Source organism: Citrobacter tructae (genome assembly GCF_004684345.1).
Lineage (GTDB): Bacteria > Pseudomonadota > Gammaproteobacteria > Enterobacterales > Enterobacteriaceae > Citrobacter > Citrobacter tructae.
The window spans coordinates 3,524,556-3,545,846 of sequence record NZ_CP038469.1 but is presented as its reverse complement, the minus strand read 5'-3'; the positions used below and the strand labels follow the sequence as shown (position 1 = coordinate 3,545,846).

21 protein-coding genes are annotated in these 21,291 nt (G+C 50.2%); 12 read left to right on the top strand and 9 right to left on the bottom strand.

The window, feature by feature from the left end; translation table 11 throughout:
- Window positions 1-49: 49 nt before the first annotated feature.
- A complete protein-coding gene (locus E4Z61_RS17680; RefSeq protein WP_135323882.1) occupies window positions 50-1,390 on the top strand; it encodes an MFS transporter in 1,341 nt (446 codons plus the stop codon).
- Window positions 1,391-1,436: 46 nt separating this feature from the next.
- Window positions 1,437-1,910: a tRNA (uridine(34)/cytosine(34)/5-carboxymethylaminomethyluridine(34)-2'-O)-methyltransferase TrmL gene (gene trmL / locus E4Z61_RS17675; RefSeq protein WP_135323881.1), complete on the top strand. Its 474-nt coding sequence runs from the start codon at window positions 1,437-1,439 to the stop codon at window positions 1,908-1,910.
- Between the two features lie 80 nt (window positions 1,911-1,990).
- Here the strand turns inward: trmL and cysE are convergent, their stop codons facing one another.
- The 5 genes from cysE to E4Z61_RS17650 form a co-directional block, all read right to left on the bottom strand.
- Complete coding sequence (cysE, locus tag E4Z61_RS17670; protein ID WP_045448784.1) at window positions 1,991-2,812, bottom strand: serine O-acetyltransferase; 822 nt, start codon at window positions 2,810-2,812, stop codon at window positions 1,991-1,993.
- Window positions 2,813-2,890: 78 nt separating this feature from the next.
- Window positions 2,891-3,910, bottom strand: a complete 1,020-nt coding sequence (gene gpsA / locus E4Z61_RS17665; RefSeq protein WP_135323880.1) for an NAD(P)H-dependent glycerol-3-phosphate dehydrogenase — start codon at window positions 3,908-3,910, stop codon at window positions 2,891-2,893.
- Complete coding sequence (gene secB / locus E4Z61_RS17660; RefSeq protein ID WP_096759097.1) at window positions 3,910-4,377, bottom strand: protein-export chaperone SecB; 468 nt, start codon at window positions 4,375-4,377, stop codon at window positions 3,910-3,912. The genes gpsA and secB overlap by 1 nt, the downstream gene beginning before the upstream one ends.
- 47 nt (window positions 4,378-4,424) lie before the next feature.
- Window positions 4,425-4,676, bottom strand: a complete 252-nt coding sequence (gene grxC / locus E4Z61_RS17655; RefSeq protein ID WP_003024152.1) for a glutaredoxin 3 — start codon at window positions 4,674-4,676, stop codon at window positions 4,425-4,427.
- Between the two features lie 147 nt (window positions 4,677-4,823).
- Entirely contained in the window at window positions 4,824-5,255 is a 432-nt protein-coding gene (locus tag E4Z61_RS17650; RefSeq protein WP_135323879.1) for a rhodanese-like domain-containing protein, read from the bottom strand.
- Between the two features lie 248 nt (window positions 5,256-5,503).
- Here E4Z61_RS17650 and gpmM point away from each other — a divergent pair, with 248 nt between their 5' ends.
- From gpmM to E4Z61_RS17635, 3 genes are read left to right on the top strand one after another with little or no spacing between them, the layout of a single operon-like run.
- Window positions 5,504-7,048 (top strand): 2,3-bisphosphoglycerate-independent phosphoglycerate mutase, encoded by a 1,545-nt coding sequence (gene gpmM / locus E4Z61_RS17645; RefSeq protein WP_135323878.1) that lies wholly within the window; start codon window positions 5,504-5,506, stop codon window positions 7,046-7,048.
- Window positions 7,049-7,081: 33 nt separating this feature from the next.
- The gene (gene envC / locus E4Z61_RS17640; protein WP_240703884.1) at window positions 7,082-8,341 is read left to right on the top strand and encodes a murein hydrolase activator EnvC; all 1,260 of its coding nucleotides are present in this window, start codon (window positions 7,082-7,084) and stop codon (window positions 8,339-8,341) included.
- 3 nt (window positions 8,342-8,344) lie between these two features.
- Entirely contained in the window at window positions 8,345-9,277 is a 933-nt protein-coding gene (locus E4Z61_RS17635; RefSeq protein ID WP_135323876.1) for a divergent polysaccharide deacetylase family protein, read from the top strand.
- On the opposite strand, the gene E4Z61_RS17630 is transcribed toward E4Z61_RS17635, so the two are convergent.
- The 3 genes from E4Z61_RS17630 to kbl form a co-directional block, all read right to left on the bottom strand.
- Window positions 9,278-10,315 (bottom strand): glycosyltransferase, encoded by a 1,038-nt coding sequence (locus E4Z61_RS17630; RefSeq protein WP_135323875.1) that lies wholly within the window; start codon window positions 10,313-10,315, stop codon window positions 9,278-9,280.
- A 192-nt stretch (window positions 10,316-10,507) separates the two neighbouring features.
- Window positions 10,508-11,533: an L-threonine 3-dehydrogenase gene (gene tdh / locus E4Z61_RS17625; protein WP_135323874.1), complete on the bottom strand. Its 1,026-nt coding sequence runs from the start codon at window positions 11,531-11,533 to the stop codon at window positions 10,508-10,510.
- Between the two features lie 9 nt (window positions 11,534-11,542).
- Complete coding sequence (gene kbl, locus E4Z61_RS17620; RefSeq protein WP_135323873.1) at window positions 11,543-12,739, bottom strand: glycine C-acetyltransferase; 1,197 nt, start codon at window positions 12,737-12,739, stop codon at window positions 11,543-11,545.
- A gap of 214 nt (window positions 12,740-12,953) precedes the next feature.
- On the opposite strand from kbl, the gene rfaD reads away from it, so the two are divergent.
- The 7 genes from rfaD to E4Z61_RS17585 are packed head-to-tail and all read left to right on the top strand — an operon-like array spanning window position 12,954 to window position 20,221.
- Window positions 12,954-13,886 carry an ADP-glyceromanno-heptose 6-epimerase gene (gene rfaD, locus E4Z61_RS17615; RefSeq protein ID WP_135323872.1) on the top strand — a complete coding sequence of 311 codons (933 nt, stop codon included), beginning with the start codon at window positions 12,954-12,956 and terminating at the stop codon, window positions 13,884-13,886.
- An 8-nt stretch (window positions 13,887-13,894) separates the two neighbouring features.
- Complete coding sequence (rfaF, locus tag E4Z61_RS17610; RefSeq protein WP_135323871.1) at window positions 13,895-14,941, top strand: ADP-heptose--LPS heptosyltransferase RfaF; 1,047 nt, start codon at window positions 13,895-13,897, stop codon at window positions 14,939-14,941.
- Window positions 14,942-14,944: 3 nt separating this feature from the next.
- Window positions 14,945-15,913 (top strand): lipopolysaccharide heptosyltransferase RfaC, encoded by a 969-nt coding sequence (rfaC, locus tag E4Z61_RS17605; protein ID WP_135323870.1) that lies wholly within the window; start codon window positions 14,945-14,947, stop codon window positions 15,911-15,913.
- A gap of 16 nt (window positions 15,914-15,929) precedes the next feature.
- Window positions 15,930-17,213, top strand: a complete 1,284-nt coding sequence (locus tag E4Z61_RS17600; RefSeq protein WP_205746872.1) for an O-antigen ligase family protein — start codon at window positions 15,930-15,932, stop codon at window positions 17,211-17,213.
- Window positions 17,206-18,219, top strand: a complete 1,014-nt coding sequence (locus E4Z61_RS17595; RefSeq protein ID WP_135323869.1) for a glycosyltransferase family 2 protein — start codon at window positions 17,206-17,208, stop codon at window positions 18,217-18,219. The genes E4Z61_RS17600 and E4Z61_RS17595 overlap by 8 nt, the downstream gene beginning before the upstream one ends.
- 1 nt (window position 18,220) lies before the next feature.
- Window positions 18,221-19,276, top strand: coding sequence for a lipopolysaccharide core heptosyltransferase RfaQ (gene rfaQ / locus E4Z61_RS17590; RefSeq protein ID WP_135323868.1), 1,056 nt, complete (start codon window positions 18,221-18,223; stop codon window positions 19,274-19,276).
- Complete coding sequence (locus tag E4Z61_RS17585; RefSeq protein ID WP_135323867.1) at window positions 19,277-20,221, top strand: glycosyltransferase family 8 protein; 945 nt, start codon at window positions 19,277-19,279, stop codon at window positions 20,219-20,221.
- Window positions 20,222-20,247: 26 nt separating this feature from the next.
- Here E4Z61_RS17585 and E4Z61_RS17580 read toward each other — a convergent pair whose 3' ends face one another.
- Window positions 20,248-21,258 carry a glycosyltransferase family 8 protein gene (locus E4Z61_RS17580; RefSeq protein ID WP_135323866.1) on the bottom strand — a complete coding sequence of 337 codons (1,011 nt, stop codon included), beginning with the start codon at window positions 21,256-21,258 and terminating at the stop codon, window positions 20,248-20,250.
- Between the last annotated feature and the right edge of the window lie 33 nt (window positions 21,259-21,291).

The following is a 21,291-nucleotide window of genomic DNA, read 5'->3' as shown; positions in this document are numbered from 1 at the left end:
ACAACAACAATTCACACGTATAACGACCATCATAACGGGCGAGGGTGACATGGTTTATTCCGGTAAAGTGAATATCCAGCAGGCGATAGATGACAGTCCTTTTTCACGCTTTCATTGGGTGATAATCGTCCTGGGATTTCTGGTCCTGGCCATTGATGGCTTCGACACGGCGGCAATGGGCTATATTGCCCCTACCCTTTCAGCCGACTGGGGGATCAAGAAGCAGGATCTCGGGCCCGTATTGAGCGCCGCGCTGCTGGGGCTTTCATTCGGCGCACTGCTGGCCGGACCGATTTCCGATCGCATGGGACGTAAGCGCGTACTGGTCTTTTCCTGCCTGTTCTTTGGTCTCGCCAGTTTGGGAACGGCCTATGCCCAGACGCTGAATATGTTAACACTTTGGCGGTTTCTCACCGGGCTCGGGCTGGGGGCGGCAATGCCGAACGCCATCACCCTGGTTTCAGAATTTGCGCCAAAACGTTGCCGTTCAATGGCGATTAACACCATGTACTGTGGTTTTCCGCTCGGCGCGGCAGGCGGCGGAGTGATCTCCTCCTGGCTGATTCCCAACTACGGCTGGCACAGCGTCCTGCTCACCGGTGCAATCGCCCCACTGGCGCTGACCGTATTGTTGGTGTTATTCCTGCCGGAATCGGTCAAGTATCTGGTTCATCGCGGGAAAGAGATCGCCCAAATCAAACGCATTGTCCGCCGCTTTATGTCAGGGGATGTTGACCAGGTCACCCAGTTTTATCTGGATGAAGAACGAACCGACGTCAAAAAAGGAAGCGTGGCGCAATTGTTCAGCATGCCCTGGCTTCCGGGTACGTTGATGTTGTGGATGACCTATTTTATGGGGCTGGTTATCTATTACGTACTGCTGAGCTGGATGCCGACGCTGATGCTGGGAATGGGCTATCCGCTGGCCGAATCAGCCTGGCTGACGTCTCTGTTCACTTTCGGCGGTACCGCAGGGATCCTGCTGGCCGGCTGGCTGATGGACCGCTGGGAAGCGCACAAAGTGGTCTCCATCGGTTTTATCCTGACAATGCTGTTTGCGCTGGCGCTCGGGTTTGAACATAACCACATCGTCTTGTTTGGCGCACTGATCTTCCTGATGGGGATCACTATGAACGGCGCACAGTCTGGGCTACAGACGCTGGCAGCCACGTTTTATCCGACCCATTGTCGCGCAACAGGCATTGCCTGGATGCAGGGCGTGGGACGTTTTGGCGGCGTCGCCGGGACAATGACCAGCGCCCAACTGCTTTCCATGCAATGGCAGGCTGACAGCATACTGATGTTCCTCAGCGTTCCCGCGCTGCTGGCTGCAGCGGCAACGCTTTATAAGTTGCAACGCTATAAACCGCAGCGTCTGACCGTCGCATAGTAACCACCCTTTCTGCTATCCTGCCCCCCGTTATTAAGGGGGCAGTATGCTTAACATCGTTTTATTCGAACCAGAAATCCCGCCAAATACCGGCAATATTATCCGTCTTTGCGCCAATACCGGCTTTCGTCTGCATATTATTGAGCCAATGGGCTTTACCTGGGATGACAAGCGCCTGCGTCGCGCAGGGCTGGATTATCACGAATTTACCGCCGTGCTGCGCCACCCTGATTACGCCGCCTTTGCGGCCGCAGAAAATCCGCAACGTCTATTTGCCCTGACCACTAAAGGTACACCAGCACATAGCGCGGTAAGCTATCAGGATGGAGATTATTTGATGTTTGGCCCGGAAACTCGCGGTCTGCCTGCCAGCATTCTCGATGCTCTGCCAGCCGAACAAAAAATTCGTATTCCGATGATGCCGGACAGCCGCAGTATGAACTTGTCAAATGCGGTGTCGGTGGTGGTGTATGAAGCCTGGCGCCAGTTGGGGTATCCTGGCGCAATACTACGCAGTTGATCTATGTCGGATGCGGCTAACGCCCTATCCGACCTACGGGGTTTGTAGGCCCGGTAAGCACAGCGCCACCGGGCATGAAATCAGATTCCATCTCCATACTCAAAAGTATGATGTATCCCGTTAAAATGCTGATCCATATCCATGGACGGCTTATCGCTGTCAGGCTTGCCGACAATCCGTGCCGGAACGCCTGCGGCAGTGGTGTGCGGCGGAACAGGCTGCAAAACAACGGAACCTGCGCCAATCTTCGCACCACGTCCAACCTCGATATTCCCAAGAATTTTTGCGCCCGCGCCAATCATCACGCCTTCACGAATTTTTGGGTGACGATCCCCGCCTGCTTTGCCGGTCCCGCCTAAGGTGACGGATTGCAGGATGGAGACGTCGTTTTCGATCACTGCGGTTTCACCCACCACAATCCCGGTGGCGTGATCGAGCATGATCCCACGACCAATTTTTGCCGCTGGATGAATATCGACCTGGAAAGTCACGGACACCTGATTTTGCAGAAAGATTGCCAGCGCCTGACGTCCCTGATGCCACAGCCAGTGACCAATGCGGTAAGCCTGTAGCGCATGGAAGCCTTTCAGGTACAAAAGCGGAGTTGAGTATTTGTCGACTGCCGGGTCACGGGTGCGCACCGCCTGGATATCGCAGGCCGCCGAGGCAATCATTTCCGGATCGGCGGCGTAGGCTTCTTCCACCACTTCGCGAATCGCAATGGCAGGCATGATCGGAGAAGCGAGTTTGTTCGCCAGCATATAGCTCAGCGCACTGCCGAGGTTTTCATGCTTGAGCAGCGTTGCGTGGTAAAAACTGGCCAGCATTGGCTCACAATCCGCCAGTGCCCGGGCTTCTGCTTTAATGTTTTTCCAGACGATATCCAGTTCTTCACACGGCATTGCGTACTCCAGAAGATAGCAAAACGACCAACCCGTTCTACGCGGGTCGGGTCGTTAGATTGAAACGGTTCCTTACGGCTAGTGGCTGCTTCGCTCGTCCTTGCGCGCACGACCTAATAGAGTCAATGCTGCCTCGCGCGCATTTTTTCCGCAATACAATACTTGATAAATTTCCTCGGTTATTGGCATTTCGACACCAAAACGGTGCGCCAACTCACGAACTTCTTTCGTATTGCGGTAGCCTTCAACCACCTGACCAATCTTGTCCTGCGCGCCCTGCACATCCATGCCCTGACCGAGCATCATGCCAAAACGGCGGTTACGTGACTGGTTATCGGTACATGTCAGCACCAGATCGCCTAAACCCGCCATCCCCATAAAGGTGGCCGGATCGGCACCCAACGCCGCACCAAGGCGCGACATTTCGGTCAATCCACGGGTGATCAATGCGGTACGCGCATTCGCGCCGAAACCAATACCGTCAGACATCCCCGCGCCAATCGCAATCACGTTTTTCACCGCGCCGCCAAGCTGCACGCCAATGAAATCCGGGTTGCTGTAAACGCGGAAACTTTTGCCGCAGTGCAGCAGTTGCTGGAGATCGTCTGCAAAAGTCTCGTCCGTTGACGCCAGCGAAATCGCCGTCGGCATGCCCGCCGCCAGCTCTTTGGCGAACGTCGGACCGGAGATGACCGCCAGTGGAATAGAGTCCCCCAGCGCTTCACGCGCGACGTCCTGTAACAGGCGCCCCGTTTCCGCTTCCAGACCTTTAGTCGCCCAAACCAGGCGTGCATCAGAACGCATCAACGGTTTGATCTTGCGCAGCACTTCGCCAAAGACGTGGCTCGGCACCACCACCAGAATATTGCGGCTGGCGGCCAGCGCAGTGGCTAAATCACTTTCCAGGCGCAGCGTTTCGGGAAAAGGCACATCAGGGAGGAAAGCGACGTTGCAGCGATCGTGCTCAAGGGTCGCGATATGTTTAGGATCGTGACCCCACAGGACAACCGGGTGTCCGTTTCTTGCCAGGGTGATAGCAAGAGCGGTGCCGTACGAGCCGGCACCAATCACAGTCATTGAAGCATTACTTTGATTCATCAGGCATCCTGATGTTCTTCAGTACCTTCGCCTGTCTGCTGCTGTAAATAGTTCATGAACAGCGCATCAAAGTTGACTGGCGCAAGGTTCAGTTGCGGGAACGTACCGCGTGAAACCAAGCTGGTGATGCATTCGCGGGCATACGGGAACAGGATGTTCGGGCAGTATGCACCCAGGCAATGCGCCATCTGGGTCCCTTCAATACCGCTGATGGAGAAAATCCCGCCCTGCTGAACTTCGCACAGGAAGGCGGTTTCTTCACCCAGAGAAGCCGTTACGGTGACACGCAGCACTACTTCATACACGTCATCTGCCAGTTGGGTAGATGCGGTATCAAGATCAAGTTTAACCTCTGGCTGCCAATCTTTCTGGAAAACATGCGGTGCATTTGGCGCTTCGAAAGACACATCCTTGGTATAAATACGTTGGATCTGGAAAGCCATTTCAGTGTTATTTTGTTCTGACATGTTTAGAAAACCCTTTAGTGTTGTCCTTTAAATACTATCCGTACGCCTTAACGCAGCAGGGGATCCAGTCCACCACGCGCATCCAACGCATACAAGTCGTCACAACCACCAATGTGCTGTGCATCAATAAAAATCTGCGGAACCGTCGTACGCCCACTGCGTTTGATCATCTCTTCACGCTTCACGGCGTCGCCGTCAATCGGAAGTTCCTGGAAACTCACGCCCTTGCTGTTCAACAGCGCTTTTGCGCGATGGCAAAACGGGCAGGTTGCTTTGGTGTAGATCTCGATGTTGGCCATGACTTATCTCCGATATTCTTTTTTACCCTATGGGTTTCATGTTGCAGGTAGGCGGCAAAATTATGAATCCCAGGAGCTTACATCAGTAAGTGACTGGGGTGAATCATTGCAGTCAACACCCCTGCGGCATGAAAGACGACGGGTAAATTACTTGCCACGTACCAGCGGGAGGTTTTCACCACTCCAGCCTGCTACGCCGTCTTTCAGCACGGATACCTGCTCAAAACCCGCCTTAATCAGCGCAGTTGCAGATTCCTGGCACTGCATGCCAGAGCCGTCAACCACAATAACCGGTTTGGCTTTGTGTTTTTCAAGCTCGCCGAAATTGTTGGCTTTGATTTCACTCGGCAGCAGGTTAGTGGAACCTGCAATATGGCCTTTACGGAAGTCGTCGCGCTGACGTAAATCGACAATCACCGCATCTTCTTTATTGAGCAGACGAGTGGCCTCACCGCGTGTAATCACCTTCACTTTCGAGGTCAGGCTTTTAAAGGTCGTAAATAATACAGCCGCCAGTAACGCAATCCAGGCGATACTCAAGACAGGGTGGCGACTAACAAATTGCATAATTTCTTGCATGGGGGGTAACAACTCCCGACTCAGTGATTAAAAAAACCAGGGAAAGAGTATACCTGCGCGTTGGCGCAAATACAGCCAGAGCATGCATCGGATTGCATTTTTGCGGGGCGCTACGGAAAAAAAAACGTAAAGTAGCGCCATCCCCGGAACGCTCTGGTGCATTATTTGATCTTCTGGGGCTATTTTATCGATTCAGCTGTAGTAAAATTACGCAATTACTTTTGTCTATTGAGTGTGAGGTTGTCGCAATGTCGGTTTCTAAAAAACCTATGGTACTGGTAATTCTTGATGGCTATGGCTATCGCGAAGACAGCCAGGATAACGCCATCTTTAATGCCAAAACCCCGGTGATGGATGCTCTGTGGGCAAAACGTCCGCATACCCTGATTGATGCGTCTGGTCTGGAAGTCGGTCTGCCTGACCGCCAGATGGGCAACTCCGAAGTGGGTCACGTCAACCTGGGCGCGGGCCGTATCGTGTATCAGGATCTGACCCGTCTGGATGTTGAAATTAAAGAACGTACTTTCTTCGCTAACCCGGTGCTGACCGACGCGGTTGACCAGGCCAAAAATAGCGGAAAAGCAGTACACATCATGGGTCTGCTGTCTGCCGGCGGCGTACACAGCCACGAAGATCACATCATGGCGATGGTGGAGCTGGCGGCAGAACGCGGCGCAGAAAAAATCTATCTGCACGCCTTCCTCGATGGCCGTGACACCCCGCCGCGCAGCGCTGAAAAGTCTCTGCAAAAATTCGAAGAGAAATTTGCCGCGCTGGGCAAAGGCCGCGTGGCGTCCATCATTGGTCGTTACTACGCAATGGACCGCGACAACCGTTGGGATCGCGTTGAACAAGCTTATGACCTGATGACGCTGGCAAAAGGCGAGTTCCAGTTCGCTACGGCTGTTGAAGGTCTGCAGGCTGCTTATGCTCGTGATGAAAACGACGAATTCGTGAAAGCCACTGTGATCCGTGCTGAAGGCCAAGCTGAAGCCGCCATGGAAGACGGCGATACGCTGATTTTCATGAATTTCCGTGCTGACCGTGCGCGTGAAATCACCCGTGCATTCGTGAACACTGACTTCGACGGTTTTGCACGTAAGAAAGTCGTTAACCTCAACTTCATTCAGTTGACCGAATACGCCGCCGACATCAAAGCTCCATGCGCTTACCCACCAGCCTCTCTGGCTAATACCCTTGGTGAGTGGATGGCGAAGCACGACAAAACTCAGCTGCGCATTTCCGAAACTGAAAAATATGCTCACGTAACCTTCTTCTTCAACGGTGGCGTAGAAGAGCCGTTCAAGGGCGAAGATCGTATCCTGATCAACTCTCCAAAAGTAGCCACCTACGATCTGCAGCCAGAAATGAGCTCCGCAGAGCTGACCGAGAAACTGGTTGCCGCAATTGAGAGCGGGAAATACGACACCATCATCTGTAACTACCCGAACGGCGACATGGTCGGTCATACCGGGGTAATGGATGCTGCCGTTAAAGCAGTTGAAGCGCTGGATCACTGCGTTGAACAAGTGGCCAAGGCAGTTGAGTCCGTTGGCGGCCAGTTGCTGATCACCGCAGACCACGGTAACGCTGAGCAAATGCGCGATCCGTCTACCGGTCAAGCACATACCGCACATACCAACCTGCCGGTTCCGCTGATTTATGTCGGTGGCAAAAACGTCAAAGCAGTAGATGGCGGTAAACTTTCCGACATCGCACCAACCATGTTGACGCTGATGGGCATGGAAATCCCGCAAGAGATGACTGGTAAGCCGCTGTTCATCGTGGAATAATCCCTCCCCATGAGGGGAAAGGCGATTAAAACCATCACATGGGCCGCAAAACCGCGCAGGTTTTCAGTCAGGCCCTTGTTATACGCCAGCGTAATTAGCGCTGGCGTATTGTTGTGCGCCTTTTCCGCCCACGCGGACGAACGCGATCAGCTCAAATCTATTCAGGCCGATATCGCGGCAAAAGAACGCGCGGTACGCCAACAGCAACAACAACGCGCCACTCTCCTCGCCCAGCTTAAAGCTCAGGAACAGGCTATCGCCGTTGCTGCACGTCAGCTGCGCGAAACGCAAAATTCACTGGCGCAGCTGAATGCGCAAATCGCCGAAATGAACGCCGCCCTCGCGAAGCTGGAAAAGCAGCGGGCAGCGCAAGAACGTAGCCTGGCCGCCCAGCTCGACGCCGCGTTTCGTCAGGGTGAACATACCGGCATTCAGTTAATTCTCAGTGGCGAAGAGAGCCAGCGCGGGCAGCGCCTGCAGGCCTATTTTGGTTATCTGAACCAGGCGCGTCAGGAAACCATCTCCCAGTTGAAACAAACCCGCGAAGAGGTCGATTCGCAAAAAGCTGAGCTGGAAGATAAGCAAAGTGAGCAGCAAACGCTGCTGTACGAACAGCGCGCTCAGCAGGCCAAGCTGGAACAGGCGCGCAACGAACGTCAAAAAACGCTCTCGGGTCTGGAGTCATCGATTCAGCAAGGCCAGCAACAGCTAAGCGAACTGCGCGCCAACGAATCCCGTCTGCGCAGCAGTCTTGCACGGGCTGAAGCCGCCGCCAAAGCACGCGCTGAACGTGAAGCCCGCGAAGCACAGGCGGTACGCGATAAGCAAAAAGATGCGTCACGCAAAGGCTCAACCTACAAGCCAACCGAAAACGAAAAGTCCCTGATGTCCCGTACCGGGGGTCTGGGTTCACCGCGCGGTCAGGCATTCTGGCCCGTCCGAGGTCCAACGCTGCATCGCTATGGCGAACAGCTACAAGGTGAGCTACGTTGGAAAGGGATGGTTATTGGCGCTTCCGAAGGCACCGAAGTGAAAGCCATTGCCGATGGTCGCGTTATTCTGGCTGACTGGCTGCAGGGTTATGGTCTGGTGGTCGTGGTTGAGCACGGTAAAGGCGATATGAGCCTGTACGGCTATAACCAAAGCGCGCTGGTCAGCGTGGGTACGCAGGTGCGTGCCGGACAACCCATCGCCCTGGTAGGTAGCAGTGGCGGTCAGGGCAGACCCGCACTCTATTTCGAAATTCGTCGCCAGGGTCAGGCGGTCAATCCACAGCCGTGGTTGGGAAGATAAGTTTTGCCTCAGTTTCGCCGCATAATATTCTCACTCGCCAGCCTGCTGGCATTCGCTCCCTCTGTTTTTGCCGGTAAGCTTGCCATCGTGATCGACGATTTCGGTTATCGTCCACACAACGAAAATCAGGTATTGGCGATGCCCCCAGCGATCTCCGTTGCCGTTCTGCCCAATGCACCACATGCACGGGAGATGGCGACCAAAGCGCATAACAGCGGGCATGAAGTGTTAATCCATCTGCCGATGGCACCTCTCAGCAAGCAGCCGCTAGAGAAAGATACCCTGCGCCCGGAGATGAGCAGCGACGAGATTGAGCGGATTATTCGCGACGCAGTGAGCAAAGTACCGTACGCCGTAGGGCTGAATAACCATATGGGCAGCGCGATGACCTCCAGCCTGTTTGGCATGCAGAAAGTGATGCAGGCGCTGGAGCGTTACGATCTTTACTTCCTGGACAGTATGACCATCGGCAACAGTCAGGCTATGCGTGCGGCAGGGGGAACAGGCGTGAAAGTCATCAAACGTAAAGTCTTCCTCGACGACACGCAAAACGAAGCGGACATTCGTCGTCAGTTCAACCGCGCAGTCGAACTTGCGCGCCGCAACGGTTCCGCTATCGCAATTGGGCATCCTCATCCTTCGACGGTACGCGTATTACAGCAGATGGTTTATAACTTGCCCGCCGACATTACGCTGGTTCGTCCAAGCAGTCTGCTGAATGAACCGCAGGTGGATACCTCTACACCAAATCTGACGCCGCCAAAAAACAGCCAACCTGATGCACCGCGTAATCCTTTCCGCGGTGTGAAGTTGTGCAAACCGAAGAAACCGTTAGAGCCGGTCTACGCCAACCGATTCTTCAGCGTGCTCGGTGAGAGCATCACCCAAAGCACGCTGGTGCAGTATATGCGCCTGCAGTGGCAGGGCTGGTCGTAATCAGTCTTTCAAACCCAGCGTGACATGGGCCAGACGTTGTGGCGTCAGTGATTTATCGCGCCACTTGCTAAACCGGATGGCCCACAACAGCACCTGATAACCCAGTTTAACGCTGCAAATATTGCTCACCATTCGCTTGAACATACCCGATACGAAAACCTCGGCAATCATGCGCTGGCGAATCTTTTCGTCTGGCTCTTTGCGGATGCAATGGCATACGCGTAACGCTTCGTAAATCACCTGCTGTTTGAATTCAGGGTAAATCGGAATACGCCCGGCGTAATCATGATTCATCTTATCCAGCAGGCGGGTAATTTTGATGTAGTGCCGCTGATAGGCCAGGTTCTTCTCTCCAGTACGCGGCAGGCGACTGACGGACGCGCCGTGCAGGAAGTATTTGTACAGCGGGACTTCCGTGTAACGCGCGCGTTTAGCGTTAAACATAAACTCCGTCGTCCAGATAATATCCTGGTGGTGCAGGCCTGACAGAAAGGTTAGCCCAGCGTCGCGAATGGTTTGATGACGGTAAACCCCCATCCAGACCACATGCCGCCAGCGACGACTGGCAAGTGCTTTTCGCAGCCAGTCCGGTCCGCTCATGACGCCGGTAGAACGAATACGATCGGTGGGAATGGATGCCCATGTATGACCCGTTTCCGCAATACACCAGTCGGCGTTGCACTGGGCAACGTCCAGATTGTCCTGCAGCGCCATATTCATCAGCGTTTCGTACATTTCTGGATAGGCAATGTCGTCACCATCGACGTAAGCGATATACTCGCCCTTTGCTACCGCCATACCGGTATTTCGCGCCGCCGAGACGCCCCCGTTGCGCTGGTGCAGCAGATGGACGTGTGGATAACGATCCGCATACGCCTGAGCAAGCTCCGCCGAGTTATCCGTAGAGCCATCATTAACGATGATGATCTCCAGATTTTTCCAGGTTTGCGCGATCAGCGAATCCATACACGCAATGAACGGTTCACCCGTATTGTAAAGCGGCATAATGACGCTCAATAGGCCGGGAGTATAGGTCATATAAAATCCTGCCAAACAATGTAATTAACGGCAATTTTTAGCATATTACGCGGCAGAAGATCAGAGAAAGTTATTCTTATCTTTGACCTAAAATGCGTCGGACAAGCGGGATCTCGCCAGAAAAAAATCCCCGGGTATTTAATGAACATAAATATCCGGGGACGGCATACAGAACCCATTAATCAGAAACGGTTAATCCCAGCTCAGAATCACTTTCCCTGACTGACCTGAACGCATCGCGTCAAAGCCCTGCTGGAACTCATCGATGGAGAACCGATGGGTGATGATTGGCGACAAATCCAGACCAGACTGGATCAGCGCAGCCATTTTGTACCAGGTTTCAAACATTTCGCGACCATAGATACCTTTAATAAACAGCCCCTTAAAGATAACCTTCGTCCAGTCGACGGACATATCTGACGGCGGAATACCCAACATGGCGATGCGTCCACCGTGGTTCATCGTGTCCAGCATGGCACGGAACGCGGGTGGTGCACCGGACATCTCCAGACCCACATCAAACCCTTCGGTCATGCCCAGTTCAGCCATTACGTCGGTCAGATTTTCTTTCGATACGTTGACCGCGCGGGTAATGCCCATTTTACGTGCCAACTCAAGGCGATACTCATTAACGTCAGTAATCACCACATGGCGTGCACCAACATGTTTCGCGACCGCAGCCGCCATAATCCCGATAGGGCCCGCACCGGAAACCAGTACGTCTTCACCCACCAGATCGAACGACAGCGCCGTATGCACCGCATTACCGAACGGATCGAAGATTGAGGCCAAATCATCGGAGATATTGTCAGGGATCTTGAACGCATTAAACGCCGGGATCACCAGGTATTGTGCAAAGCAGCCCGGACGGTTTACGCCAACACCGGTCGTATTGCGACACAGGTGAGTACGCCCACCGCGGCAGTTACGACAATGCCCACAGGTGATATGACCTTCGCCAGAAACGCGATCGCCGATTTTAAAACCTTTAACTTCCTGGCCGATGCCAACAACTTCGCCGACATATTCATGCCCAACGACCATCGGTACTGGGATGGTTTTTTGCGACCACTCATCCCAGTTATAAATGTGAACGTCAGTCCCGCAGATGGCTGTTTTACGGATTTTAATCAGCAAATCGTTATGGCCGACTTCCGGTTCAGGAACGTCGGTCATCCAAATGCCCTCTTCCGCTTTCAGTTTGGATAACGCTTTCATTTCACATCCTCAGGCAATAACGCCCAGTTGTTTACCTATGCGTGTGAACGCGTCAACAGCACGCGTAATCTGCTCAGGGGTATGCGCCGCAGACATCTGGGTACGGATACGCGCCTGACCTTTCGGAACCACCGGATAGAAGAACCCGGTAACGTAAATCCCTTCTTTTTGCAGTTCACGGGCAAAGTCCTGCGCGATCACCGCATCACCCAACATCACCGGGATAATCGCGTGATCGGCACCGGCCAGCGTAAAGCCAGCGGCAGACATTTGCTCACGAAACTGACGTGCGTTTGCCCACAGGCGGTCACGCAGCTCAGCCCCGGATTCAACCATCTCCAGCACTTTAATGGACGCAGCAACAATCGCCGGGGCCAGTGAGTTGGAGAACAGGTACGGGCGGGAACGCTGACGCAGCCATTCCACGACTTCCTTACGCGCCGCAGTGTAGCCACCTGACGCGCCGCCCAGCGCTTTACCCAGCGTACCGGTAATGATGTCAACACGACCCATTACTTCACAGTATTCATGAGAACCACGACCGTTTTCGCCGACAAAACCGACCGCGTGGGAATCATCAACCATCACCAGCGCATCATATTTGTCTGCCAGATCGCACACGCCTTTCAGGTTGGCGATCACGCCATCCATCGAGAACACGCCATCGGTGGCGATCAGCACGTGGCGGGCACCCGCTTCACGGGCTTCTTTCAGGCGCGCTTCCAGCTCCTGCATATCGTTGTTGGCGTAGCGGAAACGCTTCGCTTTACACAGACGAACGCCGTCGATGATAGAGGCGTGGTTCAGGGCATCAGAGATAATCGCATCCTCTGCGCCCAGCAGCGTTTCGAACAGGCCGCCGTTGGCGTCAAAGCAGGAAGAGTAAAGGATGGCATCTTCCATACCGAGGAACGCTGCCAGTTTTTGCTCCAGTTGCTTATGGCTGTCCTGGGTGCCGCAGATAAAGCGCACCGAAGCCATACCAAACCCGTGAGAATCCATGCCCGCTTTTGCCGCCGCAATCAGTTCCGGGTGGTTAGCCAGTCCCAGATAGTTGTTCGCACAAAAGTTAATAACGTGGCTTCCATCTGCCACGGTAATATCCGCCTGCTGCGCAGACGTAATAATGCGCTCTTCTTTAAACAACCCTTCCGCACGTGCGGTTTCCAGATCGCTCGTTAACTGCTTGTAAAAATTCCCACGCATTGCAATTCTCCAGACTGGGCAAATTTCAGCACATATTACCCAAAGCTATACATTGATACGAGATGACGCATCACCACTTCTTCAAAATGAAGCATAAATCACGTGTACCCGCACGGCTTATCGGTGAATGGCTGAAGCCAGGGCCATGTAGTGATATGATAGAAGTATTCGTGTCTGAGATTGTCTCTGACTCCATAATTCGAAGGTTACATTTATGATCATCGTTACCGGCGGCGCGGGCTTTATCGGCAGCAACATCGTTAAAGCCCTGAATGATAAAGGCATCACCGATATTCTGGTGGTGGACAACCTGAAAGACGGCACCAAGTTTGTCAACCTGGTGGATCTGAATATTGCTGACTACATGGACAAGGAAGACTTCCTGATCCAGATTATGGCCGGTGAAGAATTCGGCGACATCGAGGCGATTTTCCACGAAGGCGCATGCTCTTCCACCACCGAGTGGGATGGCAAGTATATGATGGACAATAACTATCAATACTCCAAAGAGCTGCTGCACTACTGTCTGGAGCGCGAAATTCCGTTCCTGTACGCCTCTTCTGCAGCCACTTACGGCGGTCGTACTTCTGATTTCATCGAATCCCGTGAATATGAGAAACCGCTGAACGTTTACGGCTACTCAAAATTCCTGTTTGACGAATACGTTCGTCAAATCATGCCTGAAGCCAATTCACAGATTGTTGGCTTCCGCTATTTCAACGTCTACGGACCGCGTGAAGGCCACAAAGGCAGCATGGCGAGCGTCGCTTTCCACCTCAACACCCAGCTCAACAATGGCGAAACACCGAAGCTGTTTGAAGGCAGTGAAAACTTCAAACGTGATTTCGTTTATGTTGGCGATGTCGCTGCGGTAAATCTGTGGTTCCTGGAAAACGGCGTATCCGGCATCTTTAACCTCGGTACCGGTCGCGCGGAATCTTTCCAGGCCGTTGCCGATGCAACGCTTGCGTATCATAAAAAAGGCAGCATTGAGTACATCCCGTTCCCGGAAAAACTGAAAGGCCGCTATCAGGCGTTTACTCAGGCGGATCTGACTAACCTGCGCGCAGCGGGCTACGACAAACCGTTTAAGACCGTTGCCGAAGGCGTAACGGAATATATGGCCTGGCTGAACCGCGACGCGTAAGAAGAAACATGAAGATACTGGTGGTTGGCCCGTCCTGGGTGGGCGACATGATGATGTCGCAAAGTCTCTATCGCACGCTCAAGGCGCGCTTTCCCCAGGCAATAATTGATGTGATGGCACCGGCATGGTGCCGTCCGCTGCTCTCGCGCATGCCTGAAGTCAACGAAGCCATCGCCATGCCGCTGGGACACGGTGCGCTGGAAATCGGCGAACGCCGTAAACTGGGCCACAGCCTGCGTGATAAACGCTACGACCGCGCTTATGTGCTACCTAACTCATTCAAGTCAGCGCTGGTACCGTTCTTTGCGGGTATTCCCCATCGAACTGGATGGCGCGGCGAGATGCGCTACGGCCTGCTTAATGATGCTCGCGTGCTGGATAAAGACGCCTGGCCGCTGATGGTCGAGCGCTACGTGGCACTGGCTTACGATAAAGGTGTGATGCTTTCAGCGAAAGATTTACCGCAGCCACTGTTATGGCCACAACTGCAGGTCAGTGAAGGTGAAAAATCACTGACCTGTAGTCAGTTCTCGCTCTCAGCTGAACGTCCGATCATCGGTTTTTGTCCTGGGGCAGAATTTGGCCCAGCGAAACGCTGGCCGCATTACCACTATGCCGAACTGGCAAAACAGCTGATCGACGAAGGTCATCAGATTGTACTGTTTGGTTCGGCTAAAGATCATGAAGCCGGAAATGAGATCCTGGCAACGCTAAGCGTTGAGCAGCAAGCCTGGTGCCGTAATCTGGCGGGCGAAACGCAGCTGGAGCAGGCGGTTATTCTTCTCGCCGCCTGCAAAGCGGTAGTCAGCAACGACTCTGGATTAATGCACGTGGCCGCCGCGCTAAACCGTCCGCTGGTCGCTTTATATGGCCCCAGCAGCCCGGATTTTACCCCGCCGTTGTCGCACAAGGCTCGAGTCATTCGTCTGATTACGGGTTATCACAAAGTGCGCAAGGGCGATGCGGCAGAAGGCTATCACCAGAGCCTGATCGACATCTCCCCCCAGCGCGTACTGGATGAACTCAATGACCTGTTGTTACAAGAGGAAGCCTGACGGATGCGGGTTCTGATCGTTAAAACATCGTCAATGGGCGATGTACTGCATACGTTACCCGCGCTAACTGATGCGCAGCTGGCGATTCCAGATATTCAGTTTGACTGGGTGGTGGAAGAAGGGTTCTCTCAAATTCCCTCCTGGCATTCAGCCGTTGATCGGGTTATCCCAGTCGCGATTCGCCGCTGGCGTAAAGCCTGGTTTTCCGCACCGATTAAAGCCGAGCGTAAAGCCTTTCGTGATGCGGTTCGTTCACAGCAGTATGACGTGGTAATTGATGCGCAGGGTCTGGTTAAAAGCGCAGCTCTGGTCACTCGTCACGCACGTGGCATCAAGCATGGTATGGACTGGAGCACGGCCCGCGAGCCGCTGGCAAGCCTGTTTTATAACCGTAAGCATCACATTGCTAAACAGCAGCATGCCGTTGAACGTACGCGGGAGTTATTCGCGAAAAGTCTGGGATATGCCAAACCGCAGTCGCAGGGTGATTATGCTATCGCGCAGCATTTCTTGAACGATCTTAATGCTGATGCAGGCCAATATGCGGTATTTTTACACGCGACAACCCGTGACGATAAACATTGGCCGGAAGCCAACTGGCGGAAGCTGATTGGCCTGTTAAATAATGCAGGCATACGTATTAAACTGCCTTGGGGCGCCGCTCATGAAGAAGCACGCGCCAAAAGGCTAGCAGAGGGCTTTTCCTACGTTGATGTCCTGCCACGGATGAGTCTGGAAGAAGTTGCCGGTGTACTGGCGGGGGCAAAATTTGTCGTGTCGGTTGATACAGGGCTCAGCCACTTAACTGCCGCACTGGATCGCCCCAATATTACGTTGTATGGTCCAACGGACCCAGGGCTGATTGGTGGGTATGGGAAGAATCAATACACGCAGCAGAGCCATTCCGGGAAGTTGCAGGATCTGGATGCCAGCACCATCAACGCATCATTGCTTGATAATAATTTGCTTTAACTTTAAGAGATGAACCATGCTTCGCCAAAACATGTTTTCTCGCTTTATCGATAATACAAAAAATAGTCCATATGATTTTATATATCAGTTATTTTACACAGGACTCCTTGTCACCCTTGCAATGGTACTCGTCAATCCAGATGAAGCGCTGAAAGTATTTATTGCATGTGCAGCTCTGTCTCTGCCGCTGATTGGCAAAAATATAAAGCATGTATGCAGCAACAAACAAAATCTAGTTTTGCCTTGTATGTTACTGCTCTTCGGTTTACTCCAGATTATTTGGGTAGAAATATTTAAACAACCCGGTTCTGCCTTTACCGGCGCCTACCGTTCGTATCAAAACGGTGGCAAAGTGATGATTTTTGCCGCGCTGGTTCTCACTGCGTTAACTTCTCGCGCCCCCTGCGCAACTAAAACCCGTCTCACCAGCATCTGGGTTATTATTACGGCAATTGGTCTCTATCTCTTCGCTGGCTATCAGCTAGCCGGAGCACCGGATCCCATTGCCTACCGTGTGGCGCTCGGTTTTGAACACCAAACCGGTACAGCTTACGCCCTGACACTCATTGCATTATTAGCATCACAAGCCATTACTAACCTGACGCTAAAACACACCGTTTCGCTCTATCTATTACATTTTTTGATATCGCTGGCAGTCATCATCACCACACAAACCCGAGCAGCTATTCTGGTTTATCCGCTTCTCAGTATTGGACTATTTGTGATGCACTATCGTCATAATCGCGCCGTGTTATTAAGGGCGCTTTTGGCTTTCGTAATACTGGTAGGGATTGCCGCGATCCCCTTAAAATCAGTTATCGAAAATCGCTATCAGCATTTTTTGGTCGATTTGCACTCTTATAATCAGAGCAATAGCAATACCTCTATTGGCGCACGACTTGCGATGCAACGAGCAGGCATTGAGGCAGGGAAAGAACATCTTTGGGGGCAGCCACTTGAACTACGGGGTGAAGCAATCCAGCAGCTTGCTGTGCAAGACACCTCGTTGCAAGGAGTGCTTATATTTATTGACGTCCATCTGCATAATGAAATCATTGATACCTTTTCGCTGAAAGGCATCCCAGGGGTTGTTGTGCTACTCTTGCTCTATAGTGCTATGTTTTTAAGAGCTTATTGGCAACGTAGCCCTCTATTGTTCGTTATCTCAGGCGCTATCACTATCTATGGCCTGAGTGATTTATTATTATATGCTAAAGGTGAAGCCTTGAGCAGCGTGCTGGCATTATGCGTAGCGGCAATGCTGGTACCACGCACAACGAGAGAAAGATGCCATGACTAACGCTTCAGGTTATTTACTGAGCATTATTATACCTGTATACAATAATGCTGAGTTCATTACGGGTACACTGGCATCTATGCATCAGAGTATCACTGAAGAAGTTGAGGTAGTAATCGTTAATGATGGCTCAACAGATTTAACTGAAGAACGTATTAATTCGTTTTATCATGATAACAATTGCAGCAATATTAAATATATTAGCCAAAAAAACCAGGGCGTTGCAATTACCCGCAACGTTGGGCTTGCCCATGCGACAGGAAAGTATATTGGTTTTATCGACAGTGACGATATTGTCTGTCAGGATTATTTCTCTATTCTCCTCCCGAAGTTAAGGGACGAAAAATATGACATTGTCGAATTCAATTTAACCCGGGATATGAACAATCTGTATCAGGGTATCTCTGATATGGAGACTGCAGTAGTCCAGCATGAAATAATTTTAGCAGACGGCAACTACACCCCTCTATTGCCAACATTTCGTGCCGGCCAATGGCATCTTATGACAAAGATCTTCCACCGTGACGTTATTGGCAGCGATCGGTTTGAAGAACATCGTCGATATGAAGATATGATTTTCTGCCCCTTTCAATACTTTAAATGCCAAAAGATTTTAAAGATTGAGCATAAACTCTATTACTACCGAGTAAATAATAACAGCATTACCGAGAACATTATTGATAGTGATGCTGACAGTATTTTCTTTGCCATGCGAAAAATGTGCCATTACATCAATGAAAATAGCGCAAAGCGTACTGTTGCTACGTTGATGATCGTCAATTGTTTTTTGGAAGGACGCAAACTTTTACGTAAGAAAAAAGGCTATTATCGCTATAATGACAGTATGTTAAATGATATTAAAAACGCTCTGGAATGTAGCGACACACGAATTATCAAGAAAAAAGTTGTTTATAAAATGAAATACCCGCATATTGACCGTTATATTTCTGAGTTACGCTATAAAATAGTAACTGCCTGCAAGAACTTATTCCTTCGAAAGGGATTTTAACATGTTTGATAAAGTCGGCAGTGTTCTTATTTGCAAGCTAAAATTTTATGGCGACGTGCTGTTAATCACTCCCGTCATTGCCAGCATTCAGGCACGCTATCCAAATGCTAAAATTGATCTGCTTCTTTACAAAGATACCAAAGCAATATTAGCGGCTAATAAAAATATCAACAATTTTTATCTCATCGAGAAAAAGAAAGGTCTGCTAGCAACTGCAAAAAATTACTTGTCGGTACGCCAACAGCTGAAAAAAAATCACTATGACCTTATCGTTAACTTAACCGAACAATGGCCGATCGGCGCACTTATTGCGTCCTTACAACGCCCTTCCATTGCATTTGAACGTGATAAGAAACTATGGAACAACCTATTTTCAAGGGTTACACCATTTACGGGCACACATATTGTTGAACAAAATCTATCCATTTTAAAAGGTATTGGTTTTGGTGAAGCTGAGCTAAAGAGAGAAATGTCGCTTTGTTATCGTCAGGATGACTATCAGCATTTAATATCCCAACTGCCCGCACTACCTTCGCAAAAATATGTTGTTATTCAACCCACAGCAAGGCAAGCGTTTAAATGCTGGGATGATGACAAATTCGCCCATGTGATAGACCACCTGCATCAGCGTGGTCTACATGTTTATCTTACCTGTGGACCAGCATCCAGTGAGCAGCAGCAGGTTCAGCGCATTGCTGAGCTGTGTCAATCCTCCCCTGACCTGACGCTGGCAGGTAAAACGACCTTCCTGCAGTTGGCTGCGTTGATTGACCATGCTGTGCTTTACATTGGTGTTGATTCTGCGCCTATGCATATGGCTGCCGCATTAGGAATCCCCCAGGTCTGTCTGTTTGGTGCCACCAATTATCAACAGTGGAAGCCATGGTCTGATAAAGCCATATTGATTTGGGCTGGAAATTACCACCCGATGCCTTCCAGAGATGAACTCGACAGATCTAAAAAATACCTGACATGGATACCGGAACAAGCTGTGATTGACGCTATCGATACGGTACTTCATGATAGTGACAATGTTAAAGGTAATGAGAAAGCATAAATGGACAACAAAAATAACGTTATTAATATTGCTTACTGTACAGATGCCAATTATCTGGAATATGTAGCAGTGTCCATTATGTCTGTCATAATGAACAACCCGGGGCAAAACCTGTCATTTTTCGTTTTTGTTTATGACGTTACTGAAGAAGAAATCAATAAACTGCGTTCAACCAGCGATAAAATTCAGGTTTTCAATATCGAAAAGGAAGAAATTGAAAAATATAACAATGACTTTGCAATAAAACACCTGAACCGCTCAACCTATATGCGTCTGGCCGTACCGCGCTTACTGAAAGATAAAGTAGAACGCTTTATCTATTTAGATGCCGACACCCTATGTTTTGATAAACTCGATGATATTAACCAAATTGATATCAGCAACGTCATTTGCGCAGTCAGTCACGACTCACTCGATATTCATGATATAAAAAATGCTAAGCGCTTGGGTCTCAGTACTAATCATTATTTCAATGCCGGTTTCTTATATATAAACATTGCGAATTGGATCAAGTTCGACATTGAAAACAAAGCGAATACGGTACTATTTGAACAGGGTAAATCCTTACCTTATTTTGATCAAGATGCCCTGAATATTGCAATGGATGGCAACGTTACATTTATCGATAACCGATGGAATTTTTTGTTTAACTGGTTTAACGATCAGCAAAAAGATAATTTCTTCTATCAAAAAGATATCCTGCCGCGCATTATCCATTTCACCGGTGGAAGGAAACCCTGGTATAAAGAACATACTGGACTTTCGCAGCAACTTTACCTCTTCTACCACCATTTCACGCCATGGCGGAACACAGAAATGCGTTCCTATGCTCCACGTATGAGGCCTACTGATTATCGGGTGTACTCGCGCCAGGAAGCCAAAAGAAGAAATTACTGCGCTTCTATCAAATGGTATGTGAAGTATCTGAAGACAAAACTGCGTTAATAAAAAACTCCCTGACGGGAGTTTTTTTACTTACTTTTTATCTTTTCCAGCAAATAACCAATATAGCTGATTATCGAGGCGAAATACTTCCCTTGTAATCTTTCATGCCGTGATTTCTTCTTATACTGCTTTGGCGTTCTGGCAGGTAGCAATGGAACATCCGCCCAAGGGGACGCTTTCCACGCCTCCACAAAGTATTGTGCAGAAGGATAGTTAGCCCAAGAATTCCAGGGTTTAGTCACGCCAACATAATGAATAAGAATAGTATCTTGCGTGATAAAATCTTTATATCGCGAAAGATTTTTACTCTTTAATTCTTGTTTAATACCATATATTGCATCGTAGATTCGAGGCAGAAAAATCGTTTTACCCAGAAACATAATATTCAAAACATCCTGATCAAGGAACGCAAATTTCTTGGTTTTATCTAACAGGATAGAAAATGCTTTGGCGAAAAATTGTTGATCTTTCCACTCTCTTAAATTTGCAAAAATGACACCAGCATTAAAATATTGTTCATTAAATTCAGGAACGTTAAGTCGGGTTACCGCATATGAACGACTATCATCAACATCCTGGATAACTGCAGCAACATGATGATCAAACTGAATCTTTGTTAGCTCAATCAGTGATCCTTTACATACTACGTCGGCATCAATATACAGAAGATTGTCAATCTTTTCACTAAGATACTCAAATGCAATGAATCTAAAATAGGTTGCATAAGACCAGGCATTTCCACATGGCAGGACCTTTAATCCTTCGGCATTCATCACATAAACAGTTATATTCGTAGCAAACTGCTTTGCTAGTTTCTCTAGTCTTTGCTGATAATCTGAATCAATATAGTCAGTAAAAAGGTGAAAATGAATGTTGATATCTTGATTATGCAGTAAGACGGACGACATAGAGACCGCCGCCCCAAACATAAAATTCTGATCAACCCCCCAAGCGATATTGAGTTGCGGGTTTTGATTCGTTGGAGCACCAAAGATCTCAATGGTATCTTTGATAGACTGATGACAATCAAAATTCATGTACTACACCTTTTTAATATGCTATCTGATAAT

What these genes read in the sequence shown, in the direction of transcription:
- grxC (WP_003024152.1), bottom strand. Translation starts at nt 4,676, where the DNA reads ATGGCCAACATCGAGATCTACACCAAAGCAACCTGCCCGTTTTGCCAT.
- trmL (WP_135323881.1), top strand. Translation starts at nt 1,437, where the DNA reads ATGCTTAACATCGTTTTATTCGAACCAGAAATCCCGCCAAATACCGGC.
- gpsA (WP_135323880.1), bottom strand. Translation starts at nt 3,910, where the DNA reads ATGAATCAAAGTAATGCTTCAATGACTGTGATTGGTGCCGGCTCGTAC.
- E4Z61_RS17650 (WP_135323879.1), bottom strand. Translation starts at nt 5,255, where the DNA reads ATGCAAGAAATTATGCAATTTGTTAGTCGCCACCCTGTCTTGAGTATC.
- rfaF (WP_135323871.1), top strand. Translation starts at nt 13,895, where the DNA reads ATGAAGATACTGGTGGTTGGCCCGTCCTGGGTGGGCGACATGATGATG.
- E4Z61_RS17585 (WP_135323867.1), top strand. Translation starts at nt 19,277, where the DNA reads ATGGACAACAAAAATAACGTTATTAATATTGCTTACTGTACAGATGCC.
- secB (WP_096759097.1), bottom strand. Translation starts at nt 4,377, where the DNA reads ATGTCAGAACAAAATAACACTGAAATGGCTTTCCAGATCCAACGTATT.
- rfaD (WP_135323872.1), top strand. Translation starts at nt 12,954, where the DNA reads ATGATCATCGTTACCGGCGGCGCGGGCTTTATCGGCAGCAACATCGTT.
- E4Z61_RS17580 (WP_135323866.1), bottom strand. Translation starts at nt 21,258, where the DNA reads ATGAATTTTGATTGTCATCAGTCTATCAAAGATACCATTGAGATCTTT.
- rfaC (WP_135323870.1), top strand. Translation starts at nt 14,945, where the DNA reads ATGCGGGTTCTGATCGTTAAAACATCGTCAATGGGCGATGTACTGCAT.
- E4Z61_RS17595 (WP_135323869.1), top strand. Translation starts at nt 17,206, where the DNA reads ATGACTAACGCTTCAGGTTATTTACTGAGCATTATTATACCTGTATAC.
- gpmM (WP_135323878.1), top strand. Translation starts at nt 5,504, where the DNA reads ATGTCGGTTTCTAAAAAACCTATGGTACTGGTAATTCTTGATGGCTAT.
- tdh (WP_135323874.1), bottom strand. Translation starts at nt 11,533, where the DNA reads ATGAAAGCGTTATCCAAACTGAAAGCGGAAGAGGGCATTTGGATGACC.
- E4Z61_RS17630 (WP_135323875.1), bottom strand. Translation starts at nt 10,315, where the DNA reads ATGACCTATACTCCCGGCCTATTGAGCGTCATTATGCCGCTTTACAAT.
- E4Z61_RS17600 (WP_205746872.1), top strand. Translation starts at nt 15,930, where the DNA reads ATGCTTCGCCAAAACATGTTTTCTCGCTTTATCGATAATACAAAAAAT.
- cysE (WP_045448784.1), bottom strand. Translation starts at nt 2,812, where the DNA reads ATGCCGTGTGAAGAACTGGATATCGTCTGGAAAAACATTAAAGCAGAA.
- rfaQ (WP_135323868.1), top strand. Translation starts at nt 18,221, where the DNA reads ATGTTTGATAAAGTCGGCAGTGTTCTTATTTGCAAGCTAAAATTTTAT.
- E4Z61_RS17680 (WP_135323882.1), top strand. Translation starts at nt 50, where the DNA reads ATGGTTTATTCCGGTAAAGTGAATATCCAGCAGGCGATAGATGACAGT.
- kbl (WP_135323873.1), bottom strand. Translation starts at nt 12,739, where the DNA reads ATGCGTGGGAATTTTTACAAGCAGTTAACGAGCGATCTGGAAACCGCA.